The sequence below is a fragment of the Atopobium sp. oral taxon 416 genome (assembly GCF_018128285.1).
Lineage (GTDB): Bacteria > Actinomycetota > Coriobacteriia > Coriobacteriales > Atopobiaceae > Olsenella_L.
Window position 1 is genome coordinate 1,420,853 of sequence record NZ_CP072380.1, and the last position, 26,974, is coordinate 1,447,826.

At 54.9% G+C, this 26,974-nt stretch carries 25 protein-coding genes and 1 tRNA gene; 22 read left to right on the plus strand and 4 right to left on the minus strand.

Annotation, left to right across the window (positions count from 1 at the left end):
* The first annotated feature begins 72 nt into the window (after positions 1-72).
* The 9 genes from J4859_RS16890 (at position 73) to clpX (ending at position 11,129) form a co-directional block, all read left to right on the plus strand.
* The gene (locus J4859_RS16890; RefSeq protein WP_256436855.1) at positions 73-198 is read left to right on the plus strand and encodes a hypothetical protein; all 126 of its coding nucleotides are present in this window, start codon (positions 73-75) and stop codon (positions 196-198) included.
* A 262-nt stretch (positions 199-460) separates the two neighbouring features.
* Positions 461-694 carry a hypothetical protein gene (locus J4859_RS07615; RefSeq protein WP_212334869.1) on the plus strand — a complete coding sequence of 78 codons (234 nt, stop codon included), beginning with the start codon at positions 461-463 and terminating at the stop codon, positions 692-694.
* Between the two features lie 299 nt (positions 695-993).
* The gene (gene gdhA, locus J4859_RS07620) at positions 994-2,325 is read left to right on the plus strand and encodes an NADP-specific glutamate dehydrogenase (protein ID WP_212334871.1); all 1,332 of its coding nucleotides are present in this window, start codon (positions 994-996) and stop codon (positions 2,323-2,325) included.
* Positions 2,326-2,879: 554 nt separating this feature from the next.
* Positions 2,880-4,142 (plus strand): glutamine-hydrolyzing carbamoyl-phosphate synthase small subunit, encoded by a 1,263-nt coding sequence (carA, locus tag J4859_RS07625; RefSeq protein WP_249113794.1) that lies wholly within the window; start codon positions 2,880-2,882, stop codon positions 4,140-4,142.
* Positions 4,142-7,360 (plus strand): carbamoyl-phosphate synthase large subunit, encoded by a 3,219-nt coding sequence (gene carB, locus J4859_RS07630; protein ID WP_212334878.1) that lies wholly within the window; start codon positions 4,142-4,144, stop codon positions 7,358-7,360. The genes carA and carB overlap by 1 nt, the downstream gene beginning before the upstream one ends.
* 142 nt (positions 7,361-7,502) lie before the next feature.
* A tRNA-Leu gene (locus tag J4859_RS07635) sits at positions 7,503-7,589 on the plus strand.
* Between the two features lie 70 nt (positions 7,590-7,659).
* Positions 7,660-9,069 (plus strand): trigger factor, encoded by a 1,410-nt coding sequence (gene tig / locus J4859_RS07640; protein WP_212334880.1) that lies wholly within the window; start codon positions 7,660-7,662, stop codon positions 9,067-9,069.
* 113 nt (positions 9,070-9,182) lie between these two features.
* Complete coding sequence (locus J4859_RS07645) at positions 9,183-9,803, plus strand: ATP-dependent Clp protease proteolytic subunit (RefSeq protein ID WP_305852688.1); 621 nt, start codon at positions 9,183-9,185, stop codon at positions 9,801-9,803.
* Positions 9,804-9,806: 3 nt separating this feature from the next.
* Positions 9,807-11,129, plus strand: coding sequence for an ATP-dependent Clp protease ATP-binding subunit ClpX (gene clpX, locus J4859_RS07650; RefSeq protein ID WP_212334883.1), 1,323 nt, complete (start codon positions 9,807-9,809; stop codon positions 11,127-11,129).
* A 77-nt stretch (positions 11,130-11,206) separates the two neighbouring features.
* On the opposite strand, the gene J4859_RS07655 is transcribed toward clpX, so the two are convergent.
* Positions 11,207-11,476: a hypothetical protein gene (locus tag J4859_RS07655; protein WP_212334885.1), complete on the minus strand. Its 270-nt coding sequence runs from the start codon at positions 11,474-11,476 to the stop codon at positions 11,207-11,209.
* A gap of 218 nt (positions 11,477-11,694) precedes the next feature.
* Entirely contained in the window at positions 11,695-11,889 is a 195-nt protein-coding gene (locus J4859_RS07660; protein ID WP_212334886.1) for a hypothetical protein, read from the minus strand.
* A 123-nt stretch (positions 11,890-12,012) separates the two neighbouring features.
* Between J4859_RS07660 and J4859_RS07665 the strand changes: the two genes are divergently transcribed.
* The 8 genes from J4859_RS07665 to J4859_RS07700 all read left to right on the plus strand — a co-directional run bounded on the left by J4859_RS07665 (position 12,013) and on the right by J4859_RS07700 (position 22,572).
* Positions 12,013-12,186, plus strand: a complete 174-nt coding sequence (locus tag J4859_RS07665) for a hypothetical protein (protein ID WP_212334888.1) — start codon at positions 12,013-12,015, stop codon at positions 12,184-12,186.
* Between the two features lie 410 nt (positions 12,187-12,596).
* Entirely contained in the window at positions 12,597-15,287 is a 2,691-nt protein-coding gene (locus tag J4859_RS07670; protein ID WP_212334897.1) for a valine--tRNA ligase, read from the plus strand.
* Positions 15,288-15,895: 608 nt separating this feature from the next.
* Positions 15,896-16,081, plus strand: coding sequence for a hypothetical protein (locus tag J4859_RS07675; RefSeq protein WP_212334899.1), 186 nt, complete (start codon positions 15,896-15,898; stop codon positions 16,079-16,081).
* Positions 16,082-17,190: 1,109 nt separating this feature from the next.
* Entirely contained in the window at positions 17,191-18,858 is a 1,668-nt protein-coding gene (locus tag J4859_RS07680; RefSeq protein WP_212334901.1) for a formate--tetrahydrofolate ligase, read from the plus strand.
* Positions 18,859-18,972: 114 nt separating this feature from the next.
* Complete coding sequence (locus J4859_RS07685) at positions 18,973-19,623, plus strand: cyclodeaminase/cyclohydrolase family protein (protein WP_212334903.1); 651 nt, start codon at positions 18,973-18,975, stop codon at positions 19,621-19,623.
* Entirely contained in the window at positions 19,608-20,462 is an 855-nt protein-coding gene (locus J4859_RS07690) for a bifunctional 5,10-methylenetetrahydrofolate dehydrogenase/5,10-methenyltetrahydrofolate cyclohydrolase (RefSeq protein ID WP_212334905.1), read from the plus strand. Before J4859_RS07685 ends, J4859_RS07690 begins: the two co-directional genes overlap by 16 nt.
* 4 nt (positions 20,463-20,466) lie before the next feature.
* A complete protein-coding gene (gene folE, locus J4859_RS07695; protein ID WP_212334907.1) occupies positions 20,467-21,132 on the plus strand; it encodes a GTP cyclohydrolase I FolE in 666 nt (221 codons plus the stop codon).
* Between the two features lie 12 nt (positions 21,133-21,144).
* Positions 21,145-22,572: a folylpolyglutamate synthase/dihydrofolate synthase family protein gene (locus J4859_RS07700; protein WP_212334909.1), complete on the plus strand. Its 1,428-nt coding sequence runs from the start codon at positions 21,145-21,147 to the stop codon at positions 22,570-22,572.
* Here the strand turns inward: J4859_RS07700 and J4859_RS07705 are convergent.
* Positions 22,569-22,895, minus strand: a complete 327-nt coding sequence (locus J4859_RS07705; RefSeq protein WP_212334911.1) for a transposase — start codon at positions 22,893-22,895, stop codon at positions 22,569-22,571. The two genes, J4859_RS07700 and J4859_RS07705, sit on opposite strands and share 4 nt — an antisense overlap.
* Positions 22,896-24,467: 1,572 nt before the next feature.
* Between J4859_RS07705 and J4859_RS07710 the strand changes: the two genes are divergently transcribed.
* The 5 genes from J4859_RS07710 to J4859_RS07730 all read left to right on the plus strand — a co-directional run bounded on the left by J4859_RS07710 (position 24,468) and on the right by J4859_RS07730 (position 26,483).
* Positions 24,468-24,899, plus strand: coding sequence for a zinc ribbon domain-containing protein (locus J4859_RS07710; RefSeq protein WP_212334914.1), 432 nt, complete (start codon positions 24,468-24,470; stop codon positions 24,897-24,899).
* A 152-nt stretch (positions 24,900-25,051) separates the two neighbouring features.
* Positions 25,052-25,291, plus strand: coding sequence for a hypothetical protein (locus tag J4859_RS07715; protein WP_212334916.1), 240 nt, complete (start codon positions 25,052-25,054; stop codon positions 25,289-25,291).
* A gap of 510 nt (positions 25,292-25,801) precedes the next feature.
* Positions 25,802-25,939 (plus strand): hypothetical protein, encoded by a 138-nt coding sequence (locus J4859_RS07720; protein WP_212334918.1) that lies wholly within the window; start codon positions 25,802-25,804, stop codon positions 25,937-25,939.
* Positions 25,940-25,951: 12 nt separating this feature from the next.
* Positions 25,952-26,107: a hypothetical protein gene (locus J4859_RS07725; RefSeq protein WP_212334925.1), complete on the plus strand. Its 156-nt coding sequence runs from the start codon at positions 25,952-25,954 to the stop codon at positions 26,105-26,107.
* Positions 26,108-26,189: 82 nt separating this feature from the next.
* Positions 26,190-26,483: a hypothetical protein gene (locus tag J4859_RS07730; RefSeq protein ID WP_212334927.1), complete on the plus strand. Its 294-nt coding sequence runs from the start codon at positions 26,190-26,192 to the stop codon at positions 26,481-26,483.
* Positions 26,484-26,731: 248 nt separating this feature from the next.
* On the opposite strand, the gene J4859_RS16215 is transcribed toward J4859_RS07730, so the two are convergent.
* Positions 26,732-26,908: a hypothetical protein gene (locus J4859_RS16215; RefSeq protein ID WP_249113796.1), complete on the minus strand. Its 177-nt coding sequence runs from the start codon at positions 26,906-26,908 to the stop codon at positions 26,732-26,734.
* Positions 26,909-26,974: the final 66 nt, after the last annotated feature.

Here is a 26,974-nt window from a genome sequence, read left to right on the forward strand (position 1 = left end):
CTTAAGACGCTCACTCCGGATAGGAGCAAGCAGTTCGCAGGGCATACAGATGTCACAGATGCCCTTTGAGGCGTGCAGTTCTACTTCTGCGACCCCCACCATCTCTGCGACCCCCACCATCTCTGCGACCCCCACCATCTATGGCAGAAGCCGACAGTTAAGAACACCAACGGGCTCCTGCTAGAGTTCTTCCCCTAAGGGCAGCGACTTCGGAAAGGTCATAGACGAGGAGGTGCAGCATGCGGTGGAGCTGATCTGCGACAGGCCGAGGAAGGTCCTGAAATACAGGACAGCCAACGAGGTCTTTAAGGAGATGTTGCACTCAGCTTGACAATCTGCCATCACAAATAGTCGAAACACAATAGCCAATCGCAGCTGGAAGAAAATGGCCACCGTACCGCTGCATCTCTCCTATGCTGGATGTGCTAATGTGCCGGCGATAGGAGGAATATAGGGAAAGATGGACAGCAGATACGATGGCCTACAGAAGATTATAGACGAGGCGCTCTCGGCAATGGTGGCCGAGGGCACCGTCTCCAGGATCGCATGCTTCGCGATGGTCTGTCACCACTGTACCACGCTCTACATCGAGTTCTTCCCGAGCGTGCGGCAGGAGAACCTCTTTCTCGGGATGCTCCACAGCTTCATGGAGCTCGGCATCTCGGACGGGGTGCTGACGGACAACATGAAGTGAGATGGACCCAATCTCCGCACAGCTAGGCAATGAGCCTTGGGAGACTTCTCTTCCAGTAGCTACTTTGGCTGATATTACGGGCTATCTGAGGCTTATTTCGGCACTGTGAGACACGAGCTTAACAGGGCTTTCAGTTGACTTATAGAGTATGTAAGCTGAAAAAGAACATTTGTGAACGAAAACGTTACAGCTCGTTTTCTTCTTGTTTGAGGCCTTGTGTATAAGGATACAGTTATTCACGGTTCCAGAAGAAGGAACAAGAGGCTTACAGAGCTTCCTACAAGAAGAAAGGGCTAATGATGAACTATTCACAACGCGTCATTAAACAGCTCCAAGAGCGCTATAAGGATGAGTCCGAATTTATTCAAGCCGCAAGTGAGATTCTAACAACGATTCAACCGGCGCTCGATGCCCACCCAGAGTATGAGAGGGCAGGCTTGGTTGAACGGTTGGTCGAGCCTGAGCGCATCATCATCTTCCGTGTGCCTTGGGTTGACGATGAAGGCAAGGTTCAGGTCAACCGTGGTTACCGTGTTCAGTTCAACTCTGCGCTTGGACCCTACAAGGGCGGCATCCGTCTGCATCCGTCTGTGAACCTCTCAATTTTGAAGTTCTTGGGCCTTGAGCAGACCCTGAAGAACTCTCTTACGACGCTTCCGATGGGCGGCGCGAAGGGTGGCTCTGACTTCGATCCGAAGGGCAAGTCCGACAGCGAGGTCATGCGCTTTTGCCAGTCATTTATGGCTGAGCTCGTCCGCCACATCGGACCGGATACGGATGTTCCTGCCGGTGATATCGGAACCGGTGCCCGTGAGATCGGCTACCTTTTCGGTGCTTATAAGAAGTTCACGAACAAGTGGCAATCAGTACTCACCGGCAAAGGTCTCTCCTATGGTGGTTCTCTTGCCAGAACTGAGGCAACCGGCTTTGGTGCGGTCTACTTCCTGGAGAACATGCTCCACCAGAAGAATGAGGACATCAAGGGCAAGACCATTGCAATCTCCGGTGCCGGCAACGTTGCTCAGTATGCGGTCAAGAAGGCTGAGGAACTCGGTGCTCATGTTGTAACCGTCTCAGACTCAAACGGTTATGTTTATGATCCGAACGGCGTTGACTTTGACGCACTTGTTCAGATCAAGCAGGTTGAGCGTGGCCGCATCAAGGAATATGTCAAGGACCACAGAGATGCTCAGTACCACGAGAACGAGCGTCCTTGGGGTGAGAAGTGCGACATCGCAATGCCGTGCGCAACCCAGAACGAGCTCGATCTCGACGATGCTAGGAAGCTTGTCGCTAACGGCGCCAAGTACGTAGTTGAGGGCGCTAACATGCCGACCACGACCGACGCAACTGAGTATCTGCAGAAGAACGGCGTGTTCTTCGCACCGGGCAAGGCAGCTAACGCCGGCGGTGTTGCAACCTCTGGTCTTGAGATGTCTCAGAACCATGAGCACCTCTCCTGGAGCTTCGAGGAGGTTGATGATAAGCTTCATGACATCATGAATAACATCTACAAGTCCGCTTGGGATGCTGCTAAGCAGTATGGCCATGAGGGTGACCTGGTCTTCGGCGCTAACATCGCAGGTTTCCTCAAGGTTGCTGACGCAATGATGGCTCAAGGCATCTGTTAGAGACTGGCTTTATAGTTTTTATCTTTGTATCGTTATCGACTCCTGCTGGGTGGTTGATCCGCACAGCAGGAGTTTTCTATATAAAAATCTAACAGTTTAGATAACGGGTGAACCCGGCACCTCACAGGCATGTCCAAGGTCAACATACAAAAGCTACCTCAACTGGTAGGTCTACCTCTTCCAGGTCAACCAAACCCTTGATAGGTGACCTGAAGCTGCAAGGGTGGTTCGCCATATGGTGATGGCCGATGTAAGCCTCCGCAGCTCGACGTAGTACACTATCACCCATTATCTAGACTGTTAGATACAGAAGAACGTTCAAATGCTACTTCTTGGATAAAGATTCTCATCATGGGCTCTTCACACTATCTATCAGGACAAAAGGTTTGATTACCTTAATTATTTTCTAGTCACTACACTTATAAAAAGCCTTTAAAACAGCACGGGATGCTGGTAAGGAGAAAATCGGTGAAATCTATAGTTTAAGATGGTAGAAGCATGTCGCGAGACGTGCTTCTTTTTTATAACTATAGGGCAAGCCTAAGACGAAAGGTGTGATTGTGAACCTTCTGGTGGATGATGGCAAACATCCTGAAGCGCTATTAGCTCTCGAGCATGGGATGGTCTTTCGAGGACGATCCTGCGGAGCTGAGGGAGAGATGTTCGGCGAAATCGTCTTCAATACCTCGATGACGGGATATCAAGAGATCGTGACTGATCCTTCCTATGCGGGCCAAATTGTCGCGCTGACCTACCCACAGATCGGAAACTATGGAATCACGAAGATCGATATGCAGGCTGACCGACCGAACCTGCGAGGGCTTGTCGTACACGATATGTGCTATGAACCGAGCAACTGGCAGAGCGTCGAGAGCCTCCCTGATTTCCTGAAGCGCAACAACGTTGTAGCTATCGAGGACGTCGATGTACGTGCTCTGACTCTGAATATCCGTGAGAAGGGTGCGATGCGCGCTGCGATCTCGACAAAGGACTTAGATCCTGAGCACCTTATAGAACGTGTGCAGGCGTCACCCCACATTGCAGAACATAACTTCGTGGCGGATGTGTCCCACGAAGATCGCTTCACCGTGAAGCCTGAAGGACGGAAGGTTCGGCACCAGATCGTCGTGGTTGACTGTGGTATCAAGCAGGGCATCCTCGACTGGTTGGCCAAGGTAGGCTGTGAGGTCACGGTTGTTCCCTGGAATACGCCGTTCTCTGCAATCGATGAGCTATATCCTGACGGAGTCTTCTTCTCCAATGGACCGGGTGACCCTTCGAGCGTCCCTGAGACCGTGGAGACTGTGAAGGCAACGCTCGGCAAATACCCTATCTTCGGTATCTGCCTTGGCAACCAGATGCTGTCAATGGCAGCGGGAGCTGAGATTGAGAAACTGAAATATGGGCATCACGGCGCCAATGAGCCGGTTATGAACCTGCTTACGGGCAAGGTGGAGATCACCGCCCAGAACCACAACTACGGGCCGGTCTTCTCGAGCTTTGGGCCGCTGATCCCGGAGCTCTCCGGTGGGGTGAAAGAGCACCCCACAGATCTTCGCTATTGGTCTCAGCATCACATCGCGCCGGTTGCACAGACAAAAAAATTCGGACGCGTGCGTCTCACGCACGTGAACCTCAATGACGGATCTTGCGAGGGTATTCAGTTCCTGGATATCCCAGCTTTCTCGATGCAGTATCACCCGGAGGGAAAACCAGGACCAAACGATTCTACCTATGCCTTTGAGGCCTTTGTACGGCTGATGGACGGCAACAAGGACTACTTGGATATCGATGTACGCGAGGGGAGAAACCACTAATGCCAAACAGAACAGACATCAAGAGGATCTTGATCATCGGCTCTGGTCCCATCGTAATCGGACAGGCGTGTGAGTTTGATTACTCGGGTACGCAGGCCTGCAAGGCTCTTCGCCAAGAGGGCTACGAGGTAGTGCTTGTAAACTCGAACCCTGCGACGATCATGACGGATCCGGAGACCGCAGACAAAACCTACATTGAGCCGATCACGATATCTTCCGTAACCAAGATCATCGAGAAGGAGCGTCCGGATGCCCTGCTGGCGAACATGGGCGGCCAGACCGGTCTTAACTGTGCTGTTGCACTGGCCGAAGCTGGCGTCCTGGCGAAATACCACGTTGAGGTTATCGGCTGCGACATTGACTCCATCAAAGTCGGCGAGGACCGCGAGCTCTTTGCTAACGCGATGAAGGAGATCGGCCTTGAGGTTGCCAAATCCCAGGTAGCCCACACCCTGAAAGAATGCGAACAGATTGCCGACAGACTCGGATATCCGGTTGTCGTGCGCCCCGCCTTTACGCTCGGTGGCGCTGGCGGCGGCATGGCGTACGACCATGAGAGTCTGATGAGGATCGCGCGCGAAGGCCTGGCCCTTTCGCCTGAGACTGAGGTCCTGATCGAGCAGTCCGTCGAGGGCTGGAAAGAGATTGAGATGGAGGTCATGCGCGACGTCGCCGGCAACGGAATCGTCGTCTGCTCAATTGAGAATATGGACCCGATGGGCGTCCACACCGGCGACTCAATCACGGTGGCCCCGGTACAGACCTTGACCGATAAGGAATACCAGCGCCTGCGTGACTACGCGCTGGCAGTAATGGAGAAAGTCGGCGTCGCCTGCGGTGGCTCCAATGTACAGTTCGCAGTGAACCCCAAGGATGGACGCGTGCTCGTGGTCGAGATGAACCCGCGCGTGAGCCGCTCATCCGCGTTAGCTTCCAAAGCTACCGGCTTCCCGATCGCGAAGATGGCGGCACTGCTCTCGGTGGGCTATACGCTCGATGAGATCACGAACGATATCACCGGCACCACGCCTGCTTCCTTTGAGCCGGCGCTTGACTACTGCGTCGTGAAGATCCCACGTTTTGCCTTTGAGAAGTTTGAAGGCGCCTCAGAGACTCTGACCACCCGTATGAAGTCCGTGGGTGAGGTCATGGCGATCGGCTCCACCTTTGAGGAAGCGCTGCAGAAGGCATTGCGTTCGCTCGAGGAGGGACACTTCGGTCTGGACTTCGATGGCTCTATGGAGTTCGACGAGGAGAATTTTGAGGACAACATTCGCCGGGCGACTCCGAAGCGGATCCTCTATATCGGTGAGGCAATGAGACGGGGCTGGGGCGTGGAGAAGATCCACAAGCTTACTGGCATCGACAACTGGTTCCTCTATCGTATCCAGGACATCGTAGAGGCTGCTAAGGCGATCCAGAAACGCGGACTTTCCGGTTTGGATGCCAAACACCTGCTGGCGGCTAAGCAGCTTGGCTTCAGTGATGCCCAGATCGGCTACCTGACCAACCAGCCTGAGGCGGTCATCAGGGCGCTGCGAGAAGTCCTCCATGTGAAGCCACAACTGAAGACCGTCGATACGTGCGCAGGGGAGTTTGCTTCCCGCACCAACTACCACTACTTCACCTATGAGCAAGGTGGTAAAAGTGAGTTCTGTGAGGCTAAAAAGCCGCGTGTCGTGATCCTCTCTGCCGGCCCCAACAGAATTGGGCAGGGCATTGAGTTTGACTACTGCTGTGTCCATGCGGCGTATGCCTTGGAGAACCGAGGCTTTGAGACCGTAATGGTCAATTGCAACCCGGAGACCGTCTCCACCGACTATGACACCTCAGACAGGCTCTACTTTGAGCCCTTGACCTTTGAAGATGTTATGAATGTCGTCGAGATGGAGAAGCCCCAGGGCGTGATTGTGACCTTGGGCGGCCAGACCCCGATCAACCTCTCGAGCAGGCTCAAGAAGGCTGGCGTGCCGATTATGGGTACGCAGCCGGAGTCAATCGACCTGGCTGAGGATAGAGATAGATTCTCCTCTCTGCTTGACTCTCTCGATATTGCCTATCCGCTCTCGAGTGTGGCGAAGACCTTTGAAGAGGCCAAGAAGGTTGCAAGGCACATCGGCTATCCGCTGATCGTGCGGCCGAGCTACGTGCTTGGTGGCAGAGGTATGGCAATCGTCTACGACGACAACGACCTGAAGAAGTACATGGCTGAGGCGACTCAGGTTTCCCCGGACCACCCGGTGTATCTGGACTCCTTCCTGGAGGATGCAATCGAGCTCGATGTGGATGCGCTGTGTGACGGCAATGAGTGCTATGTGGGCTCAGTGCTTGAACACATCGAGGAGTGCGGTATCCACTCCGGTGACTCTGCCTGCTGCTTCCCGCCCTTCAGCCTCTCTGACACGATTGTGTCGAGGATCCGGTCGATCACGACCAAACTGGCATTAGCCTGCCATATCCATGGCCTCTTAAATGTTCAGTTTGCCGTAAAGGATGAACAGATCTTCGTTATTGAGCTCAACCCGCGTGCGAGCCGCACGGTGCCCTTCAGCTCCAAGGCAAGCGGAATACCTTTGGCCAAGTATGCGGCGCTCATTATGAGCGGGGAGAGCATCGACTCCTTCCATCTGCCGGATCCAGCGCGTGACTTCGGCTACTTTGCGGTGAAGGAGGCGGTGATGCCGTGGAGCAGGTTCCCGGGCGCTGAGGTCATCCTGGGGCCTGAGATGAAATCCACCGGTGAGGTCATGGGTCTTGATACGACCTTTCCGAGGGCCTATGCGAAGACTCGTGAGGCCATCGACTACGATCTGCCGATGTCCGACAACGTGTTTGTGAGTGTCTGTGACCGTGACAAGCGCTCGATTGCACCGGTTGCGATGTCACTGAGGCACTTAGGCTACAACCTGGTTGCGACGAAGGGCACCGCAAAGACGCTGCGTGCGGCGGGCATCGATTGCGCGATCGTGAAACCGATCCGTGAGGGGCATCCGAATGTGTTGGACCTGATGAGAAACGGTGAGGTCGCGTTTTTGATCAACACCCCGCACGGGCACAACTCCCGCGGCGACGGCACCAAGATCAGAAGCGAGGCCGTGGAGCGCGGTATCGATATGGCCACCACGATGTCCGCAGCGACGGCGCTGGTACAGTCGATCGAGACGCTGCGTGAGACTACTCTTGGTGTCTATGCCCTGCAGGATCTGTCGGACCGGTAAGGAACTGATCGTAGACGACGGCTCAGTGTGAACATGATATGGTGGGTGCGTACAAATTCGCGTACAGAGAGGGAAAAATTTAGCTTCAGGTGCACGCAAATCCCTGAAATTTGCTATTATTCTTAGTCTGTGCGTGTATGTTGCGGGCGTGGCGGAACTGGTAGACGCGCTGGATTTAGGTTCCAGTGAGATTTATCTCATGAAGGTTCAAGTCCTTTCGCCCGCACCACTCAATACAGGATAAATGTGAGAAACTGCGTCAGGAAACACAGCTTGCAGAACGAGTTCATGGAGGAACCTTGAAGATTACCGTCACAGCAGATGAGCGTAAAGACAACGAGCTCTCCGCTCAACTCACCATCTCCAAAGAGGATGTCAACAAAGCGATCAAAGATACGTATAGGACCATTGCTAACCGCTACAACTTCAAAGGATTCCGCCGTGGCCATACCCCGCGCCCTGTTATTGACTCTCTTATAGGCAGAGATGCCGTCCTGGCAGACGCCACCAACCAGCTCCTCAACGACGTTGAGCCGCAGATGCTCAACGAGCTGGACATCGTCCCGGTTGAGCAGGTGAGCTTCGGCAAAGATCCGAAGATCGCTAAGGAGGGCGAAGAGTACGACTGCACCGTCGCGATCCCGGTCCGTCCTGAGGTTGAGCTTGACTCCTACGACGCGCCGTCCATCCAGATGCCGCCTGAGGAGGCCACTGAAGCCGAGATCGATCAGCAGCTCGACCAGCTGATGAGCTATCACGAGACCGTTGAGTCCATCAAAGAAGACCGCGGTGTGCAGAAGGGCGACATTATCGCTGCCGACATCACCGACAAAGAGAACGCGTCTGACCTTGTCGGCAAGGGCAAGATCCTGAACACCGACTCTTCCACCTATTCCTCTGACTTCATTGATGGCCTCATGGGCATGAAAAAGGGCGACACCAAGGACATCTCCTGGACCACGACCGAGAAGAAGGAAGACGGTGACGTTGTCACCAAACACACTGCCACGGTCAAGCTCACAGATATCCGTGAGCAGGTTACTCCTGAGCTCACCGATGAGTTCTCTAAGAAGAACTTCGGCTTCGACACGATCAAAGAGCTCCGTGACGCCGTGAAGGACGACATTGAGTCTGACAAAAAGACGTCACTTCCGAGCCTCAAGGAAGACCGTCTGGTCGAGAAGCTCGGTGAGCGCGTCAAGCTCGATCCGATCCCTGAGAACTATGTCAATCAGGTCCTGAACGAGATCGCCCAGCAGTTCCTGACCCAGCTGCAGCGTCAGGGCCTCACGCTGGACATCTACCTGAAGGCCCGTGGCATCTCTTCCGATGAGTTCATGAAGGATCTGCGCGAGCAGGCAGACGAGCGTGCCCGTCAGTCGCTGGCTCTCGATGCCCTCGCAAAGCACCTCAATGAGGATGTCACTGAGGACGATATCGAGGACGAGTTCAAGCGCTCTGGTGCTCAGGACATCAAGGCCCAGATCAAGACCTTCACGGACAATGGACAGATGCCCGCAATCAGAGAGTCCATCCGCCGCGAGAAGGCACTGAAGTGGATGGTGGACAACGCTGAGGTCAATATCGTCGACGAGATCGCTGAGAAGGACAAGAAGGACGATGACGACTCTGACAAGGCTGATGACTCCGACAAGGCCGACGAGAAAGCTGAGGACGCCAAGCCGGCTGACGAGGACGACAACAAGTAGTTTTTAGTTCCACTATTTGGACACATCTTAAAAAATTTGCTATCCCCAGTAATGCGTAGGCATCTGCTGGGGATATTCTTAGAGGCCTATCATATTTGCAAAAGGAGTTTTGTATGCACAATCCGAAGGATATCCCTCTGATTCCATATGTCGTAGAGCAAACCCCACGTGGTGAACGCAGCTACGACATCTATTCACGCCTGTTGAATGACCGTATCGTCTTCTTGGGCGAGGAAGTTACGAAAGAATCTGCAAACCTGGTTATCGCCCAGTTGCTCCATTTGGAGAGCCAGGATTCTGACAAGGACATCTCCCTCTATATTGATTCGCCTGGCGGAGATGTTTATGCTGGATTAGGTATTATCGATACGATGAACTTCATCAAGCCGGATGTTTCCACGATCTGCGTCGGTATGGCAGCTTCGATGGGCGCCGCTATTCTGGCTTCCGGTCAGAAGGGCAAGCGCTATTCGCTGCCGAACTCTATGATCCTGATTCACCAGCCGAGCTCTGGCGTCCAGGGTCAGGAGACCGACATTGAGATTGTCGCGAACGAGACCAAGTGGATCCGCCAGCGTCTCAATGAGATGTTGAGCCAGGCCACCGGTCAGCCGATCGAGAAGATCAACAAGGACACTGAGCGTGACAACTACATGCGTCCTCAGGAAGCACTTGACTATGGCTTGATCGACAAGATCGTCCAGTCGCGTAAGGAATCAGCAAGCGAGGAGTAGTGAATGCCGAACAACGATGAAATACGCTGTTCGTTCTGCGGTAAAACCCGCGATCAAGTGCGTAAGATGATCCAGGGCCCGAACAACATCTTCATCTGTGATGAGTGTGTGAGGACCTGCGCCGACGTTATCCGTGAATCGGATGAGCTCTCCGGTATGAGTATGCCGGATCTGGAAGCAGGGGAGGAGATCTTAAATCCGGGTCTTCCCCTGAAAGAGCTTCCGACGCCGCATGAGATCTACAATGAGCTGTCCCAGTACGTTATGGGGCAGGAAGAGGTCAAGAAAACGATGTCGGTTGCGGTCTACAACCACTACCGGCGCATCATGGCGCCCACTGAGGAAGACGATGCGGACGACAGCGATGTGGAGCTCGCAAAGAGCAACATCCTGCTTCTGGGCCCCACTGGCACCGGTAAGACGCTGCTAGCTCAGACGCTCGCGCGCTTCCTGGAAGTCCCGTTTGCGATTGCGGATGCCACGACACTCACGGAGGCCGGCTACGTGGGTGAGGATGTGGAGAACATCCTCCTCAAGCTTATCAATGCCGCTGACGGGGACGTCAAGCGCGCAGAGGTGGGTATCGTCTACATTGACGAAATCGACAAGATCGCCCGCAAGGCGGAGAATCTCTCGATCACCCGTGACGTCTCGGGTGAAGGTGTGCAGCAGGCGCTGCTCAAGATCCTCGAGGGCACCATTGCCTCGGTTCCTCCCCAGGGAGGCAGAAAGCATCCTCAGCAGCAACTGATCCGCATCGACACCACCAACATCCTCTTTATCTGTGGCGGTGCGTTTGTCGGCCTCGATAAGATCGTGGCGGACCGCATCGGTAAGAAAGGCATCGGCTTCAATGCGGAGCTTACTCAGGATGTGGATGAGGACGAAGATTCGCTGATGTCACAGGTCATGTCTCAGGACTTGGTGAAGTTCGGTATGATCCCGGAATTCATCGGCCGTATCCCAGTCATCACCTCGACCCACGAGCTGAAGGAGAATGACTTAGTCAGGATCCTCACTGAGCCCAAGAATGCCATCATTAAGCAGTATCACCGTATGTTTGAGCTTGAGGGAGTCGACCTTGAGTTTGAACCGGATGCGCTGCAGGAGATCGCTCACTTGGCAATTCAGCGTGGCACGGGCGCCCGTGGCCTCAGGGCGATCTGTGAGTCCACGCTGCAGGATACGATGTTTGATATCCCATCTGATCTGGATATCAAGCGCGTTGTTGTGACGAAAGAAGCGGTTCAGGGCAAAGAGGGCCCGAAGCTGATTCATTCCTCACAATCCAAGAAGGTGCATAAGAGGATGCCGAAGAGCGCATAGCTCTGATTGCATCATTACAATGAACAAGACCCAGGAGATCAAATGTCTTCTGGGCCTTGTATCATATCGGGATAGTGTTAATGCTGTTTGTTGAGCCGTACCTTGAAGAGTTCCCTGAGCTGATCGTAGTCGGTGGAGTCGTTCAACTGAGATCTCCGCCCCAGTCTGAAGAGCCCTGGCAGCAGGTGCTCACAGGAAGTGGCCTCCTCCGGATGCTTTGAGTCCAGGGTAAAGAGGGTGACAAGCGAGATGGTATGGTCGTTTCCCCAGGAGATACCCTTCTTCAGCATCAATACAGAATCAAACGGTTGATGTTTGATGGGACGGATGGGTTTCAGGATCGCCACCCTATTTCAAAGTAATCAGTAAAGAGCTGCCCTCCGTTCTGCTACGAGCTTCGAGAGGATCTCAGTTTTGAGCCAGGCATCTGTTTTTTTGACGACAAGTAATCGATTGCAGCCTCTCTGATATCTGTATCAGAGACATACCAGCGCGTGCGATCAAAGAGCTTAAGCACAGTCTCTGCAGAGATACCAGTGACTCGTGCTGAGTGCTTCTACAGAGTCTATCCATCGGGTGGGTTGGAAGGGTAACCGATACGGGGATCCTCCTCACTGATGCTGTGATCGGTGGTGAACACAATATCGGTATCCGGATTGAGAGCCTGTTGGCCAAGCGACATGAATCTGATGGAGAACGCTACGCCCACAAACTGATCGGCGATCTCTTTGCTGAGGGCTTCCTGATCCGCTTGATCCAAGGTGCTCAGGATTACAATACGCCTGGGTTGCGGCTTTCGGCGCTGCAACGATTCCTGTAGTCAATCTGCTACATGGTTCACTCCACCGGCGGTAAAGGTAAGACTGTACCGGTTGCCTAAAAGATGGGAAAGATAGACTGCCACATCCATCGTGAAGCTGTAGTTGTTGAGACAGACATTGGAGCTTTCATGCGGCTCCAACAGATTTTCTTGAATCCTGATCAGTACTTTGGGCAGATAGGGCGTCAGCTGCTCAACCAGTTTGTAATTACCGGAGAAGTACGGCTTGACACGTGAGCTTTAACGCGGTGTTTTCTGCAGGATTATGCAATGCCCAAAGTCGGGATGACAGGATGGATTGAACTAGACACAAGCCTGTGCAACCCACACAATGCTCTGATGGGATTGCTCCTTGTTCCCATTGGTACGAAAGTAGGGCACCGTGTGGCTGTCCGTTAATTGGTGATCCGCAGCAGCACCGCGATGGGCATAGGCAGAATCTGAATCCACTGTAGGTACTGCTCATAGAGGAGCTGTACATACATGTAAGGGCTTTAACCTCAATTTCCAGGCTCTGTGCGTGCGTGGTATGCTACTCTTTGGCTCTTTTGCAAGAGTCTTCTACACACAAGGTTTCTGTTTAAGGCGCGCGCCCATGACACGAGTGCCTCCACCGTTAAACGGAGCATGTCGAAAGGTTTTGTATCGTGGAAGAAATGCCTAAGACCTATGACCCAAGCACCAATGAGCCACGCTTGATTAAAGCGTGGATGGACGCGGGCTGCTATCAGCGTAACAAGGGCACCGGGGACTGCACCGTGGTGATACCGCCTCCCAATGTTACCGGTATCCTGCACATGGGCCATGCAATGGATGATTCTACTCAGGATACGTTTATCCGCTACAACCGTATGCGCGGCCGTTCGACCCGCTGGATCCTGGGAACGGACCACGCCGGTATCGCGACGCAGACCAAGGTCGATAAAGCGCTGAAGGATCAGGGCAAAAATCGCCTCGAGATGGGTCGCGACAAGTTCATTGACGCCTGCTGGGACTGGACCCGCAAATACGGTGGCACCATTATCAACCAGATCAAGCGTATGGGCTGCTCCATCGACTTCTCCGATCCGCAGTTTACGATGAGCCCACAATTCAGCAAGGCGGTCCGCAAGGTCTTTGTGGACTGGTATCACGCCAGGCTGATCTACCGCGGCAAGCGTATCGTCAACTGGTGCCCCCATTGCCACACCGCTATCTCCGACGATGAGGTGGAGTACAAGGACGAGAAGGGCCATCTGTGGTTCATGAAGTACCCGCTGACTGAGCCGGTTGACGGAATCAAATACATCACGATTGCGACGACTCGTCCGGAGACGATGCTGGGCGATACCGGCATCGCCGTGAGCCCGAAAGACCCCGACAAGCAGAAGTTCGTGGGCAAGACCGTGATACTTCCGATCGTGAACCGTAAGATCCCGATCTTCTCCGATTGGCATGTCGATCCTAAGTTTGGTACCGGCTTTGTGAAAGTGACGCCGGCCCACGATCCAAACGACTATGTGATGGGCCAGACACACAACCTGCCGCAGATCAATATCTTTGACGAGACTGCACATGTGGTTGACGGCTACGGCGAGTTCTCCGGGATGGACCGCGATGAGGCGCGTGAGGCTATCTGCGACTGGTTTGAGAAGCACGATCTGATGGACCACATCGAAGAGCTCGACCACTCCGTGATGCACTGCTACCGCTGCGGCACCGCGTTGGAGCCTTGGCTCTCCGAGCAGTGGTTCGTGGCCGTCGATAAGCTCAAGGACCGTGCCTACAAGGCCGTTAAGGATGGGGAGGTCAAGTTCCACCCCGCACGCTGGTCTCAGACCTACTTCACCTGGATGGACAACCTGAAGGACTGGTGCATCTCCCGGCAGCTGTGGTGGGGCCACCGCATCCCGGTCTTCTATTGTAAGGACTGCGGCTGGGAAGATGCCCTGATGGAGGATCCGACCGAGTGCCCGAAGTGCCACAGCAGGCATATCCACCAGGATCCGGATGTTCTGGACACCTGGTTCTCCTCGCAGCTGTGGCCTTTTGCCACGCAGGGCTGGCCGGATTGCACCGACCAGATGGAAGGCCACTACCCGACGAAGGTGTTAGTCACCGCCCGTGATATTATCGCCCTCTGGGTCGCCCGCATGATCATGAGCTCACTCTACTTCACCGATCAGGTGCCGTTCTACGACGTCTACATCTACGCGACGATACTCGCAAAAGATGGTAGCCGCATGTCCAAGTCTAAGGGCAACGGCGTTGACCCGATGGATCTGATTCAAAAGTATGGCGCCGACGCGATGCGTTACAACCTGCTAACCTTGATCACCAACAACCAGGACGTGAAGTTCGACGCGCAGATCGACAAGAAGACCAAAAAACTGATCAAGTCTCCGCGCACCGAACAGGCACGCTCCTTTGTGACGAAGATTTGGAACGCCTCCCGCTTCGTGCAGATGAACCTGGACGGCTATACACCGGGAGCCCCGAAGGCAGAGACCGCCGAGGATGCCTGGATGCTCTCCCGCCTGGCCAAGACCGTGAAGAACGCAACCGACCAACTCGAGACCTACAACTTCGGCGACTATGCGCGTGATCTCCAGAACTTCTTCTGGGGTGAGGTCTGTGACTGGTATATCGAGCTGTGCAAGCCGAGGCTGCTCCACGGTACTCCTGAGGAAAAGCTGCAGGTGCAGCGCAACCTGGTCTTCGTACTCGACGTTTCGATGCGCCTTCTGCATCCGGTCATGCCATTCGTGACCGAGAGCGTCTGGGATGCCCTGCCGGCTTCCGGCTTAGATGACCACTCCGCCCAGTTCCTGATGGTGGCACAGTGGCCAGAACCTGAGCGCTTCACCCAGTTCATCAACGAGCAGGCAGAGCACGACTTTGAACTCGCGACCCGTGTCATCTCCGCGGTACGTTCAGTCCGTGCCCGCTATCGCCTCTCCCCGAAAGCACAGCTCGACGTGGCTGTGAAGTCCACGCCGGAAGATGCAGCCGTCCTCGAGTCCCAGCGTGGGTTTATATGCAGCGTCGGCTACATTGATCAGCTGGCGCTGGGCCAGGAGCAGGAGAAGCCGAGGGGCTCCGTCTCTGTCACTGACATCGGTCTCGAGATCTTTGTTGTGGTCGGCGGCCTGGTTGACTTCGAGGCAGAGACTAAGCGTCTGCACAAGGAGCTGGATGCCGCCAAGAAGAACCTTGCCGGTGTTGAACGCATACTCAACAACAAGGGATTCATGGCAAAAGCCGCACCTGCCATCATCGAGAAGAAACAGAACCAGAAGAAGGAATTCGAGACCACGATTGCCCAGTTGCAGGAGCAACTTACGGACTTTGAAGACTAAGCGCGACGGTTACAACCGAATACCGTATGAGCAGAGGGCTGGTTCACAGAACCAGCCCTTCTCACAAGGAAGTTGCCTGTTCTTCTCTTATCTGTACACAGAGATTTCTCATGCTGTTGATTATTTTGGTTCGATCCTAAAAGCTGTGGGCCGGTGCCCGAAGCGTAGTGCCCGCAAAGACAGAAAAGCGGCCATCCTCTAGAATCTTGCATCGCAACATATAGACCCGAACAAGGATGGAGCGCGCTGACAAGTGTAGCATCGCCAGCAGCCCAGCTGCCGCCCGCTTGCCATGCCAAAGAAGCTCCTACCTTCCTTTCAATCCCCTCGCATCTCGAGGGCTTCGTGCAGACGGGAGAGCTCAGAGAAGCTGTCCGCACCGAGGAGGTCGAAACGTCGTCCAAAAGATACCCGACGCCGCCCCGCATACTCTCCGTACCGGGCAGGCTCGAAGTAAAGGACACACCGTCGTGCTCCTGCTGCGGGCAGCCGATGGAGAAAAACGGCAGGACTCCCATCGCGCTTTGGCATCTCCTGCTCGAGATGGAGAGGCAAGGATAGAGGTGTCCCGGCCAAGATGGGCATGCAGGGAGTGCGGGGCCTCCTGCATGGAGGATGTGCCCTTCAGGGCTTCAGGCCAGCGCATCACGCTGTTGCTGCTTGTCTTCGTGTGCGACCTGCTCGCCCTGGGGCAGACCCTCAAGGCGGTGTCGCTCACGGCAGGCTTCAACAGAAACGTCGTGAAAAAGATCGAGCGCACAGGCAAGGCCCTCTCTAGTCGAAGGCTTCCTTAGCAACGCTTTAGCACATAGATGAGAGGTGTGGGTCTTTATGCGTCCTTAAGGGCGCTTCGCTATACCTCTATAGCCTAAAGTCTGCATAGCAGAACCTGTCATCTTCCCTTACGAGTGCATGTGCCACAGGATATGTCAGATACATTCTAAGCGATCGTCTCCACACCATGCACAAGGCCACCTGCGGCATCCACGCCGATATGCGCCTTGTATCAGATACGCCAGGCTCCCCTTTCTTGGGCTGGTGCGCTTTAAGGGTTACGCGTATGGTCCTTGTTCTTCGTGAAGCTTTAGGGCCCAGGTGAAGGTCGCATCCACCATGGAGCCGCCTCGCACCGTGATCCCTGCCTTTTCAAGCTTTTAAGTCCAGGCGCAAAGCACAAGCCTTGCCGAACTCCTCTCGCTTTAAGGCTATGGCGCATCTTCGCGCTCGTCGTCGCGTCTGGCACCTGCGCCTGCATGAGGTCTACGTGCACAGAAGCGCTGCCAGGAGTGGCAATCCAGGATAGCATCCTTAGGTTCTCTCGTCTTAAGAGAGCAAACATGACCTAAAGCAGGCTACATCCTTACGCTTCGTCTTTGCAGCGCGCACATGCCTGACAAGAGCCTGTCTGTGGTAGCTGGTATCTACCAGTGCAATCCAGCTATCCCACACAACGATTACATCCATTTGCTCCAGGCGTGCCTCCCGCCCAGTCTTTCTCCTCAGACCTTAGGATTTAAGGTCTTAAAAGCTCATCTGTCTGTCCATATCTGTCTTTTGGATATGCTGGAATGCGTGGATGTAGCTATACCATATCCAGAAGACAGATAGGCATCTATGTGGATATGGGCACTGCGTGGTTCGAGACATTTTGAGCCGATGTCATACAGCGTGCGGCTCCACTGGCCTCATCGAGGCGAATTAATCATCGTTTCCTTAGGGCTTTTCATCTTGGGTAACGCTCGCGTTACCGTATGCTGTGGCGTTTTCAAGGAATACAGAAAAACGCCTATACTTTACGGTGCTGTGATGTTCATCCACAGTAGATAGTACGTATTGGTCAGATCGCCCCGTGAAACCCGGTAACCATTGGCCACGGCAGCCAAGAAGCGAAAGGAAGCCTTACATGGCAAAATCGGATATTGAAATCGCCCAAGAAATACCCATGCTTCCGATTACGGAAGTCGCTAAAAAAGCTGGTCTATCAGCTGATCAGCTTGAACTCTACGGTAACCACAAAGCCAAAGTCGATATTCGTTCCTTAAAGGATAAGCCACGTAAGGGTAAGGTCATCCTCGTCACCGCAATTAACCCCACGCCTGCCGGCGAGGGCAAGACCACAACTTCAGTCGGTCTGGAAGATGCGCTGTGTAAGCTCGGCAAAAACGCACTCCTGTGTTTGCGTGAGCCCTCCCTGGGCCCAGTCTTCGGTATCAAAGGTGGCGCCGCGGGTGGCGGCTATGCACAGGTCGTGCCGATGGAAGACATCAACCTGCATTTCACCGGGGACTTTCATGCAATCGGGGCTGCAAACAACCTGTGTGCTGCGATGCTCGACAACCACATCAAGCAGGGCAATGAGCTCAATATCGACCCACGTCGGATCGTCTGGAAGCGCTGTGTCGATATGAACGACCGCCAGCTCAGAAATATCGTTGACGGTTTGGGCGGCGCCGCCAACGGCGAGCCACGTGAGGACGGCTTCGATATCACTGTCGCCTCTGAGGTGATGGCAGCATTCTGCCTCGCCACCGATCTGATGGATCTGAAGGCACGCTTGGGCCGCATGGTGATCGCCTATACCTTCGACAGAAAGCCGGTCACGGTCCACGATATCCACGCTGAGGGTGCAATGACTGCACTTCTGAAAGACGCAATCAAGCCGAACCTGGTACAGACGCTCGAGCACAACCCCGCGTTTGTCCATGGCGGTCCGTTTGCCAATATCGCCCACGGCTGTAACTCCGTTGAGGCCACGACGACCGCGATGAAGCTCGCCGACTATGTGGTGACAGAAGCCGGTTTCGGTGCTGACTTGGGAGCAGAGAAATTCTTAGACATCAAGTGCCGCTACACGGGCATCAAACCGTTCGCAGTCGTAATGGTCGCTACGGTGCGGGCGCTTAAGTACAACGGCGGCGTGAAGAAAGAGAACCTCGGCAAAGAGAACATCGAAGCGCTCAAGCAAGGTATCCCGAACCTGATCCGTCACGTCTCCAACATCCGGGACATCTACGACCTGCCATGCGTCGTCGCAATCAACGCCTTCCCGACGGACACCAAAGCTGAGCTCGATGCGGTGGCAGAGGAGTGCCACAAAATCGGCGTCGAGTGTGCGCTCTCTGAGGTGTGGGCAAAAGGCAGCGAGGGTGGCATCGCCCTAGCTAAGGAAGTCCTCAAGCTCTGCGAGCAGCCTTCTGAGCTGCACTATGCCTACGACTTGGATGAGTCCATTGAGCAGAAGATCACCGATATCGCGCAGAAGGTCTACCACGCTGATGGTGTTGAGTTCACCCCGAAGGCTAGAAGACAGATGCAGCAGCTCGACGATCAAGGCTTTGGCGACCTCCCGATCTGCATCGCAAAGACGCAGTACTCCTTCACCGACGACCAGTACAAGCTGGGTGCCCCGACTGGATTCACCATCACCGTCCGCAACCTCAAGGTCTCCGCAGGCGCCGGCTTTATCGTTGCCTTGACAGGGAATATAATGACGATGCCGGGATTGCCGAAGCGGCCTGCAGCAGAGAAGATCGACGTCACCGAAGACGGCAGAATCGTCGGTCTGTTCTAAATTACCTAGGCAAAAATAGCGGATTGACACGCTGAGGGGTAGCATGCTCACGTTTGAGATGAGTGTGCTCTCTAGGTGTGGGTTGTCCGATTGACGAGAAAAAGAAACAATACTGTGTCACACGATTCATTTCAGGAACACTCGGTTACCGAGCTCACGGATGCGTTGGCCTCCCGAGAGCCGACACCGGGCGGTGGTGTTGCGAGCGCCACAGCGGCGGCGGTAGCAGTCGCCTTGGGTGAGATGGTAACAAGGCTCACGGCCAACAAAAAGGGCTATGAAAACGCCCAGGAGGCGCTCAGGGAGTACCTTCCGAAGCTCGAAGCTATCCGTGCCCGTCTCTTAGAGCTGGCGGATGAGGATGGGAAAGCTTTTATCCCGCTTTCCAAAGCGTACAAGCTGCCACGTAAAACCGAAGAGGAAAAAGCCTATCGGAACTCGGTGCTCGAGGAAGCTCTCAGGCGCGCCTGCGAGCCACCGGAGTACATGATGGAGACGATCTGCGAAGCCATAGATATAGTCGATGACCTGACACGGATTGGCTCAACCATGCTCATGAGCGATGTAGGCGCTGCGGCGACACTGCTCTCCTCGGCACTGCGTGCCGCCTGCCTCAATGTTTTTATCAATGCGCGGTCTATGAAAGACACTGACTACGCAACTGGATTGGTTTCACGTACGCAGTCGATGCTCGAAGACGGTTGCAATAAAGCGGATGCTGCATATACACGGGTAGAGAGAGGGATCAGATGGCGGAAAAACTAAAGGGCACGACGGTCAGTCGCAGTCTGATAGAGGATCTCTCTGCACGTATGGGAAAGTTAAGCCAGCAGAGCATTGTCCCAAAGCTTGCCTTTATCCGTGTGGGGGAGCGTCCGGAGGATCTCACCTATCAGAAGATGGTGACCAAACGCTGCGCAAAGCTCGGTATCCAAACCGAACTGCATGCCTTTGCAGAAGATGCCTCCCAGGAAGCCATCGCGCAGGCGATTGAGGAGATCAATCACGATGATACGGTCAGCGGCTGCCTGATGTTTCGGCCGTTGCCGAAACGCTTCGATGAGGAAGCACTGATCAAGCTCCTCGACCCCAAGAAGGATATGGATGGAATCACACCAGCTTCACTCTATGGTGTCGTGACAGGACAGCAGGTGGGCTTTTCGCCTTGCACCGCAGAAGGTATCACCACGCTGCTCGATTATTACCACGTTCCTATCTGTGGTGCCCGCGTTGTGGTTGTAGGCAGATCGTTGGTGATCGGCAAGCCGGTGGCGAATCTGCTCCTGAGCCGTGACGCAACGGTGACCATCTGCCACAGCAGAACACGTGACCTCAATGTATTGACGCGTCAGGCGGATATTTTGATTGTGGCCACGGGGCATCCGAAGATGATTGGGACTGCAGGGCTTGCTGCGGGCCAGGTGGTTATCGATGTCGGAATGAACTGGGACGAACAAACCAAACGGTTCGTCGGGGATGTCGATGAGGAAGCCGCAGAACAGATTGTGAAAGCCTACACGCCGGTCCCCGGTGGGGTCGGTGCAACAACCACGGCGATTCTGATGAAGCATGTGGTCGAGGCAGCAGAGAGAGGGATTGCATAGATACATGAGCGAATCTTCTACAACGAGGCCATCTCCTGAGACGGACAAGCGCGACCGGTACGGCCGTCCGCTAAATGATCAGGGCTTTGCGGCGCTCGATAAACAAGGCGTCGAGAATGCGGTCCATGATTTCCTCTTTGCGATCGGAGAAGACCCCGAGCGTGAGGGATTGAAAGGGACTCCAGAGCGCGTTGCCCGGGCTACCCAGGAACTCATGTCCGGTATGTATGAGGTGCCGCAGGCTCACTTAGAGAGACAGTTTGACGAGGAGGATGACGGACTTGTCGTCGTGAGGGACATTCCCTTCACCTCTTTCTGCGAGCATCACATTCTGCCCTTTGTGGGAGCTGCCAGCATTGTCTATCTGCCCCGCGGTGGGAAGATCGTAGGACTCTCCAAGATGGGGCGCCTGGTCGAAGGCTACGCTCATCGCCTGCAGGTCCAAGAGCGCTTGACCCATCAGATTGCGGATGCAGTGATGGAGGAGCTGAACCCACAGGGTGTCCTCGTAGTACTGCGGGCTACCCACAGCTGCATGGTACTGCGCGGCATCAAATCAACCGGATCGACGACCGTGACCTCTGCTGTCAAAGGCTGCCTTGCCAAGGATCCGGACTTACGGCAGCAGGCCTTGTTACTGATCAGTCTTCCGAAGAGTCACACAATCTAGGGGGTTTGTTCTATGCCATACCGTGTACCATTTGAGGTGCCACATCTTTCCTATACTGAGGCAATCGAAACCCTGAATGCCACGAAGCGCTTTGGGATCCAACCTTTGCTTGAGTCAGTTTCGGACATGCTGATTGAAGCCGGGAATCCTGATCTTGCCTATGACAACGTGCAGATTGCAGGGACCAATGGGAAAACCTCTACAGCTCGCTACACCGCTGCTTTGCTGATGGGGGAAGGGAAGAGGACCGCCCTTTATACTTCACCTGAGCTTGTACACATGCCTGAACGAATGGAGATCCAAGGGAAGCCGATCTCACAAGATCTCTTTGCCTGGGGCATCTCAGTAGCGACGACTGCAGCGCGGCGCGTCAATGCACGGCGCTGCGAGGCACACCAGCACCCTTACGATGTCACCGAGTTTGACCTTCTGACTGTTGGAGCTCTTGCAACCTTCGCCCATGAAGGCGTCGAGGGCGCGGTGCTGGAATGCGGCATGGGTGGCCGCTGGGATGCTACAAGCGCTTCTAAGTCAATCAAGTCAGTTGGAATCACCGGCATCGGGATGGACCACATGGCGATCCTGGGAGATACCCTCGAGAAGATTGCGGGTGAGAAAGCCACAATCATCAAACCTGGGAGAAGCTGTGTTTTAGGTGTCGGTACTGCGACCCCTGACAGCGTTGAGGATGTCTTCTTAAATCAAGCGCGTGCTGCCCACGTGACGCCGCTGCTGTTGCGTCCTGAGAAGCTCTCAGACGCGGCAGGGGAGATGCATCCGGGTACTCCACGCCCCCACAAAGACCTCCCTCATGCAAGTTACCGCATCGTAGATAGGCCTGACCGCTTAGGCGGCCCCCTCATTCTCAACGTCGATACCCCGCGGGCACACTATCAGGAATTGGGTGCGCTCAAACCTGCCTATCAGGCAGCAAATATCGCTGAGGCGATCTGCCTTGCAGAGAACTATCTTGATCGTGCCCTCGACCCCGACAAAGCCTATGACTCAATCGTGAGCTGCCCCACACCGGGCCGGTTAGATCTCGTGAAGTCCACGCCGGTAGTGCTCGTCGATGCCTGCCACAACCCTCAGTCAGTCGATACTTTCCTGACCGCAATGGATGGGATGGAGCCCGATGTGGACAGACGGCCCCAGCTGCTCTGCGCAGTGCTGAAGGATAAGGATGTAGAGGGTATCGTCAGGCGTCTAGCCCCTGCGTTCCCCTCAGTGAGCGTCACCCAGACTTCCTCACCGCGTGCACTGCCAGCAGAAGAGCTTGGTAAGGTCTTCGAGGAGAATGGGATGAAGCCGAAGCATGTCTTTGTCTCGGTGCCTGAAGCCGTGAAAGCACTGAGTAACGAGAGCTATGTCGCCTGTGGATCAATTACGACGGCAGGCGAGGTGGCGGGGCTCGTGTGCCCAAAGCGTTACGAACCCTAAATGGGCTCCTCGCGGTCTCTAGTGGGTAGCGCATGCAAGCTGACTCTGGGCCGTAAAGTTGAGTTTCCCAGTCTGAGGAAGATCATCGTCCTGAAGTAGACCGTGTTCCTGAAGCCCCTGGCAGCGCTTTCCGCTGACTGGATGAGGGAGTTGAGCCCTTCGAGAAACGAGTTGGTGGAGCCCTTCCTCTGCCAGTTGAGGATTCCCTCCTGTTCCTTCCTGAGGGTCTTGGCTACCCTCTTCATCTCGACTGAGCTGTAAGCCTTTGGTGGACAGGAGGACGCCAGCAACTGGTGGCAAGTATCCTTTGCCCAGATGCTCACCCAACACCACCTATAGATTTAAGCCATGAGATGTCAGTGAGTGCAAGTAAGGCAGAAGAAGGCAAAGTCGAAGTCGAAGCTTCCCAGGCAGTATATAGATGAGTAGCGCTTAAAGGCTACCAGTGCTGCGGCAAAGCCAGGCAGGCAGACCTAAAGAGAAGCATCAGGGCGTGCGCCAAGAAGCTTGAGGTCAGTGACAAGACCTTAGATGAGTGGGTTATCAAGTACGAAAAGATCAGGAAAGCTCACCTAAGCCAGGGCCAAAGAGCAAAAGAAGCCAGATGAGGCGTTAAGACGCATCAGGGAGTTTGCAGGCGGCACCGAGCCCCTAAAGAAGCGGCAGGCCTCTTCTCCAGGAGCTTGGGCAAAGGACAGCTTGTGGCTCACGTTAGAAAGAGGCGCCCTACAGTATCTCGGCGATGGCCCACGCGCGTTTGGCGCAGAGCAGCTCTAGGGAAACGATGATTAATGCCCCATAACGTGTTAAAGGGGACCGACCACACAGCCTTTCTAGGCCGGTATGTGGGAAAGGCAGGGAAGGATGCTCATCCAGCATGTACAGGAGCCGCCATCCTGGCATTTATCCTGCCGCATGCACCGCAATAAGGCTCCATGATAGATCAAGCGGCTCTGGGAGCCGGGAGGTGCAGCCTGCCGGCAAAAGATGCACATGGGTAAGGTTTGCAAGGGCGAGAGAGACTCGAGTGTGCAGGTATCTTCTCTATCCCCCTGTAGCGCTTCCTTAAGGGGTCGAAGCGCCGCTTCACGATAAGGAAGGGATGCTCTACCTTTGAGCGGCCGGATGCCTTCCTGGACTCGATACCTTTCTCGGACAAGAGTGCGCAGGCAAGGCCCTCTATGGTCGAAGGCTTCCTTGCAACGCTTTAGGGAAACGAATGCCCATGCCGGCTGCGAAAGGCCACGTGGCTGATCCTCTTTGGCACATTATTGGGAATTAATCATCGTTTCCCTAGACTGTCCCTTAGCCGCCATGTTGGAACACCGATGTTGGGACCGTGCATATGCACGCTATCTAAGGATATGAGAATGGGCAGGGATGCCCGCATGTCTCTCATGTTGCAGGACGCGTCCACAGCAGTATTCGCCGAATATCCTTCATCCCTGCAGTTTAGGGAGCCTTGTGGGCGCCTGTTTCGCGACCGCATTGCCACTTGACAGGGGTTTGGGACATATGAGAATCTTGCTGTCCCTTACATTGATGGGGCTTAGACCTCCCATTCGTCCCTAAGCCCCAGGGGACCTCTTAGAGAGCCTTGCCAGCATACCTGCCTTAAGCATCCATATCGCGCCTTAGAACCGAAGCCTTCCGTCGCCAAAACCCTGCTGTCCGGGCACCACGTGCTCAGGAATGCAGGAGTGCTACCCATCATAAGTAGCGAAGAGCCCTTAAATCGGTGTTCGGGTTTATGAATTTGCCTAGTAAATGTTGCTGCTAACGAAGGGTCAAGGTGTATGACCATACAAAAGTTATATGATTGACTGCAATATTGCCTTTACAGTAATATCTTGTTTTAGGTTATTTAAACATCATTAAAGAAGGAGCACTGTAACATGCAAGAGCTTCTCGATCAGATCATTACCCCTGAGGTACGCATGGTGTTGTACTTAATGGTCGCCTGCGTCGTTATCCTCTACATCCTCTCAATCGTCTATGTTATCCGTGACGCACAGCGGCGTGGCGCTGAGCCCTGGTGGCTCTGGGCCATCATCTCGGTCATCCCGATCGTCGGCTTGCTTGCATACGTAATTCTGCGTCCGAGCTCCTATCTGGTTGACCGTGAGGAGCAGGATCTAGACATCGCCCTTCGTGAGCATCAGCTCTCTCACTACGGTGTGTGTCCGAAGTGTGGAACTCCGATCGACCGTGACTTCGTTGTGTGTCCCGTCTGCAATACGCAGGTCAGAAACGTGTGCCCGACTTGCCACCGTCCTCTGAACGCAGAGTGGAAGGTGTGCCCGTACTGCAGAACCCGTATCCAGTAGGAACAGTTTTTACATATGGTTGTTGAGCCTGTGTCCTTAAGGATGCGGGTTTTTTCTTAGATCAATCGTGCATCTAAATCGTTTCTTCTTACTGGCGTATCCTCACTCCGAGTGCAACAGGGAAATACAAGCTAGCCGCCCAGGCGCGACCTATGATGGTGCTTGCAAAGACATGCATCATTGCAGGCACCATGGACGGCTACAGCCATCTTAGCATCGAGAAGCGCGAGGACATCATGGTTTGCTGGAAGGGCCATGAGGGGGTCAGCCAGATACGAGGGAGCTCGGACGGGACAAGTCGACCATATCCCACAAGATCAGGCGCAACGGATGGCAGGGACTTTCCGGACGGCCCTGCCGCGCATCGAGCGCGCAAAGGCGTGCAGACGTAAAGCGGCTGTGCTGCAGGCGCCCCAGACTCATGGACGATCCAGAAGAGGCGCTTTCTGGTCGTGGGGCTCATGCGGGACGAGCACTGGTCTTCGAAGGAGATAGCGGGCCGCATCGCGATAGAGCGCCCGGACCTTGCCGCAAGCGACGACAGCATCTAGCGTGTCGTGGAGTCGGGACCCCTCGACTGCGAGCTTTCGGGGCGCAGGAAGGCCACAAGGCTGCTCAGCCGTCACGGCAAGCGCAGGCACAGCAAGGGTGGCCAAAAGCGCAGGGGGCAAGCTGCGCATCACCCACGACATCTCGGAGCGGCCGGAAGCAGCTTCCTGACCTGTGTCAATATTTCGGACGGCGGATTAGCATTCTAAGTGCAACAGGATGACCCGCTGGATGCAGGTGTGGCACACTCCGGAAGGCTACGATGTTGGTTATCCAAGTCAACGTCGAAAGCTAAAAGGAATGTGCCACTACACACATCTTAGCCTACAGGAGAGGGACTGCATAGCCACGCTGTGTGGCACAAGGGAAGCTCCATCGGCTATATCGCGGCAGAGATCGGCAGGGACAGCTCCAGCATCTGCCACAAGCTCAAGAAGAACGCACGGCACGGACGCTTTAGGGCATGTGCTGCCCAAAAGGAGGGCGGATGAGCGCCGCAGGAGATGCAGGGCGAAAAGGCGGCTTTCAGACCCTGCGCTTGCACAGAAGGTGCGCTTACTCATCATGGACAGACACTGGTCCCCCGAGCAGATAGACGACATCTCAGGCTCGAGGGTGGCGGCAGGTGCGTCGTGAGCCTCTCGACTATTCTACCGTGAGGCCCAGGCCGCCGCCCTCGACCTGCCGGAAGCCGGCCCACAGGGCCAGGTGCGGCGCCACCTGCGCAGCAAGAGGCCTAAGATGAGGGGCAAGATCGAGATCTTACACAGCATGGAGGAGAGGCCAAAGCAGGCCGATGAGAGGTCTTACCTCGGAGACTGGGCAGACGACACGCTCGTGGCAGCGGGACCCGTGTGCCTGCTTGTGCTTGCCGACAGGGCAGTGAGGCTGCTTCTCGCAAAGAGATGCCACCACGACAGCGGGAGCGTCTCTAAGGCCGAGGTCGGGCTGCTGCAGGGACGTCCCCTCGAGACGCTCACTCCGGATAGGGGCAAGCAGTTCGCAGGGCATACAGGGCTCACAGATGCCCTTTGAGGCGTGCAGTTCTACTTCTGCGACCCTCACCATCTATGGCAGAAGCTAACAGTTAAGAACACCAACGGGCTCCTGCGGGAGTTCGGTCAAGTCCGAATTCGTGTGTAAATGAGCCCTGTCAATATAATGGACAGAGAAATCTCAGATTCTATGCGGTCTGCATCACCTTTGGATCGTATGCAAGGCCTCTCTCGAAGCGTTCGAAGAACTCCTGCATCACTTCTGCCGGCACGCGATCTCCTATGGACTTATGCGGGCGGAAGCGGTTGTAGTACGACTCGATTAAACTCGTGTGCCTTGTGCTTGGTCGTGGATGCATCGAAGAGGCGCTTATGGTAGTACCACACGTTCTTGAGCGTGGCGAAAAACGATTCGGCGAGCGCATTGTCGTGGCAGCTTCCGGTTCTCCCCACGGAGAGCCTCACGTCGTGTGCAGCTGAGCAGGCGGCCAGCTCTGAGCTTATGTACTGGCTGCCTGGGCTGCTTAGAAT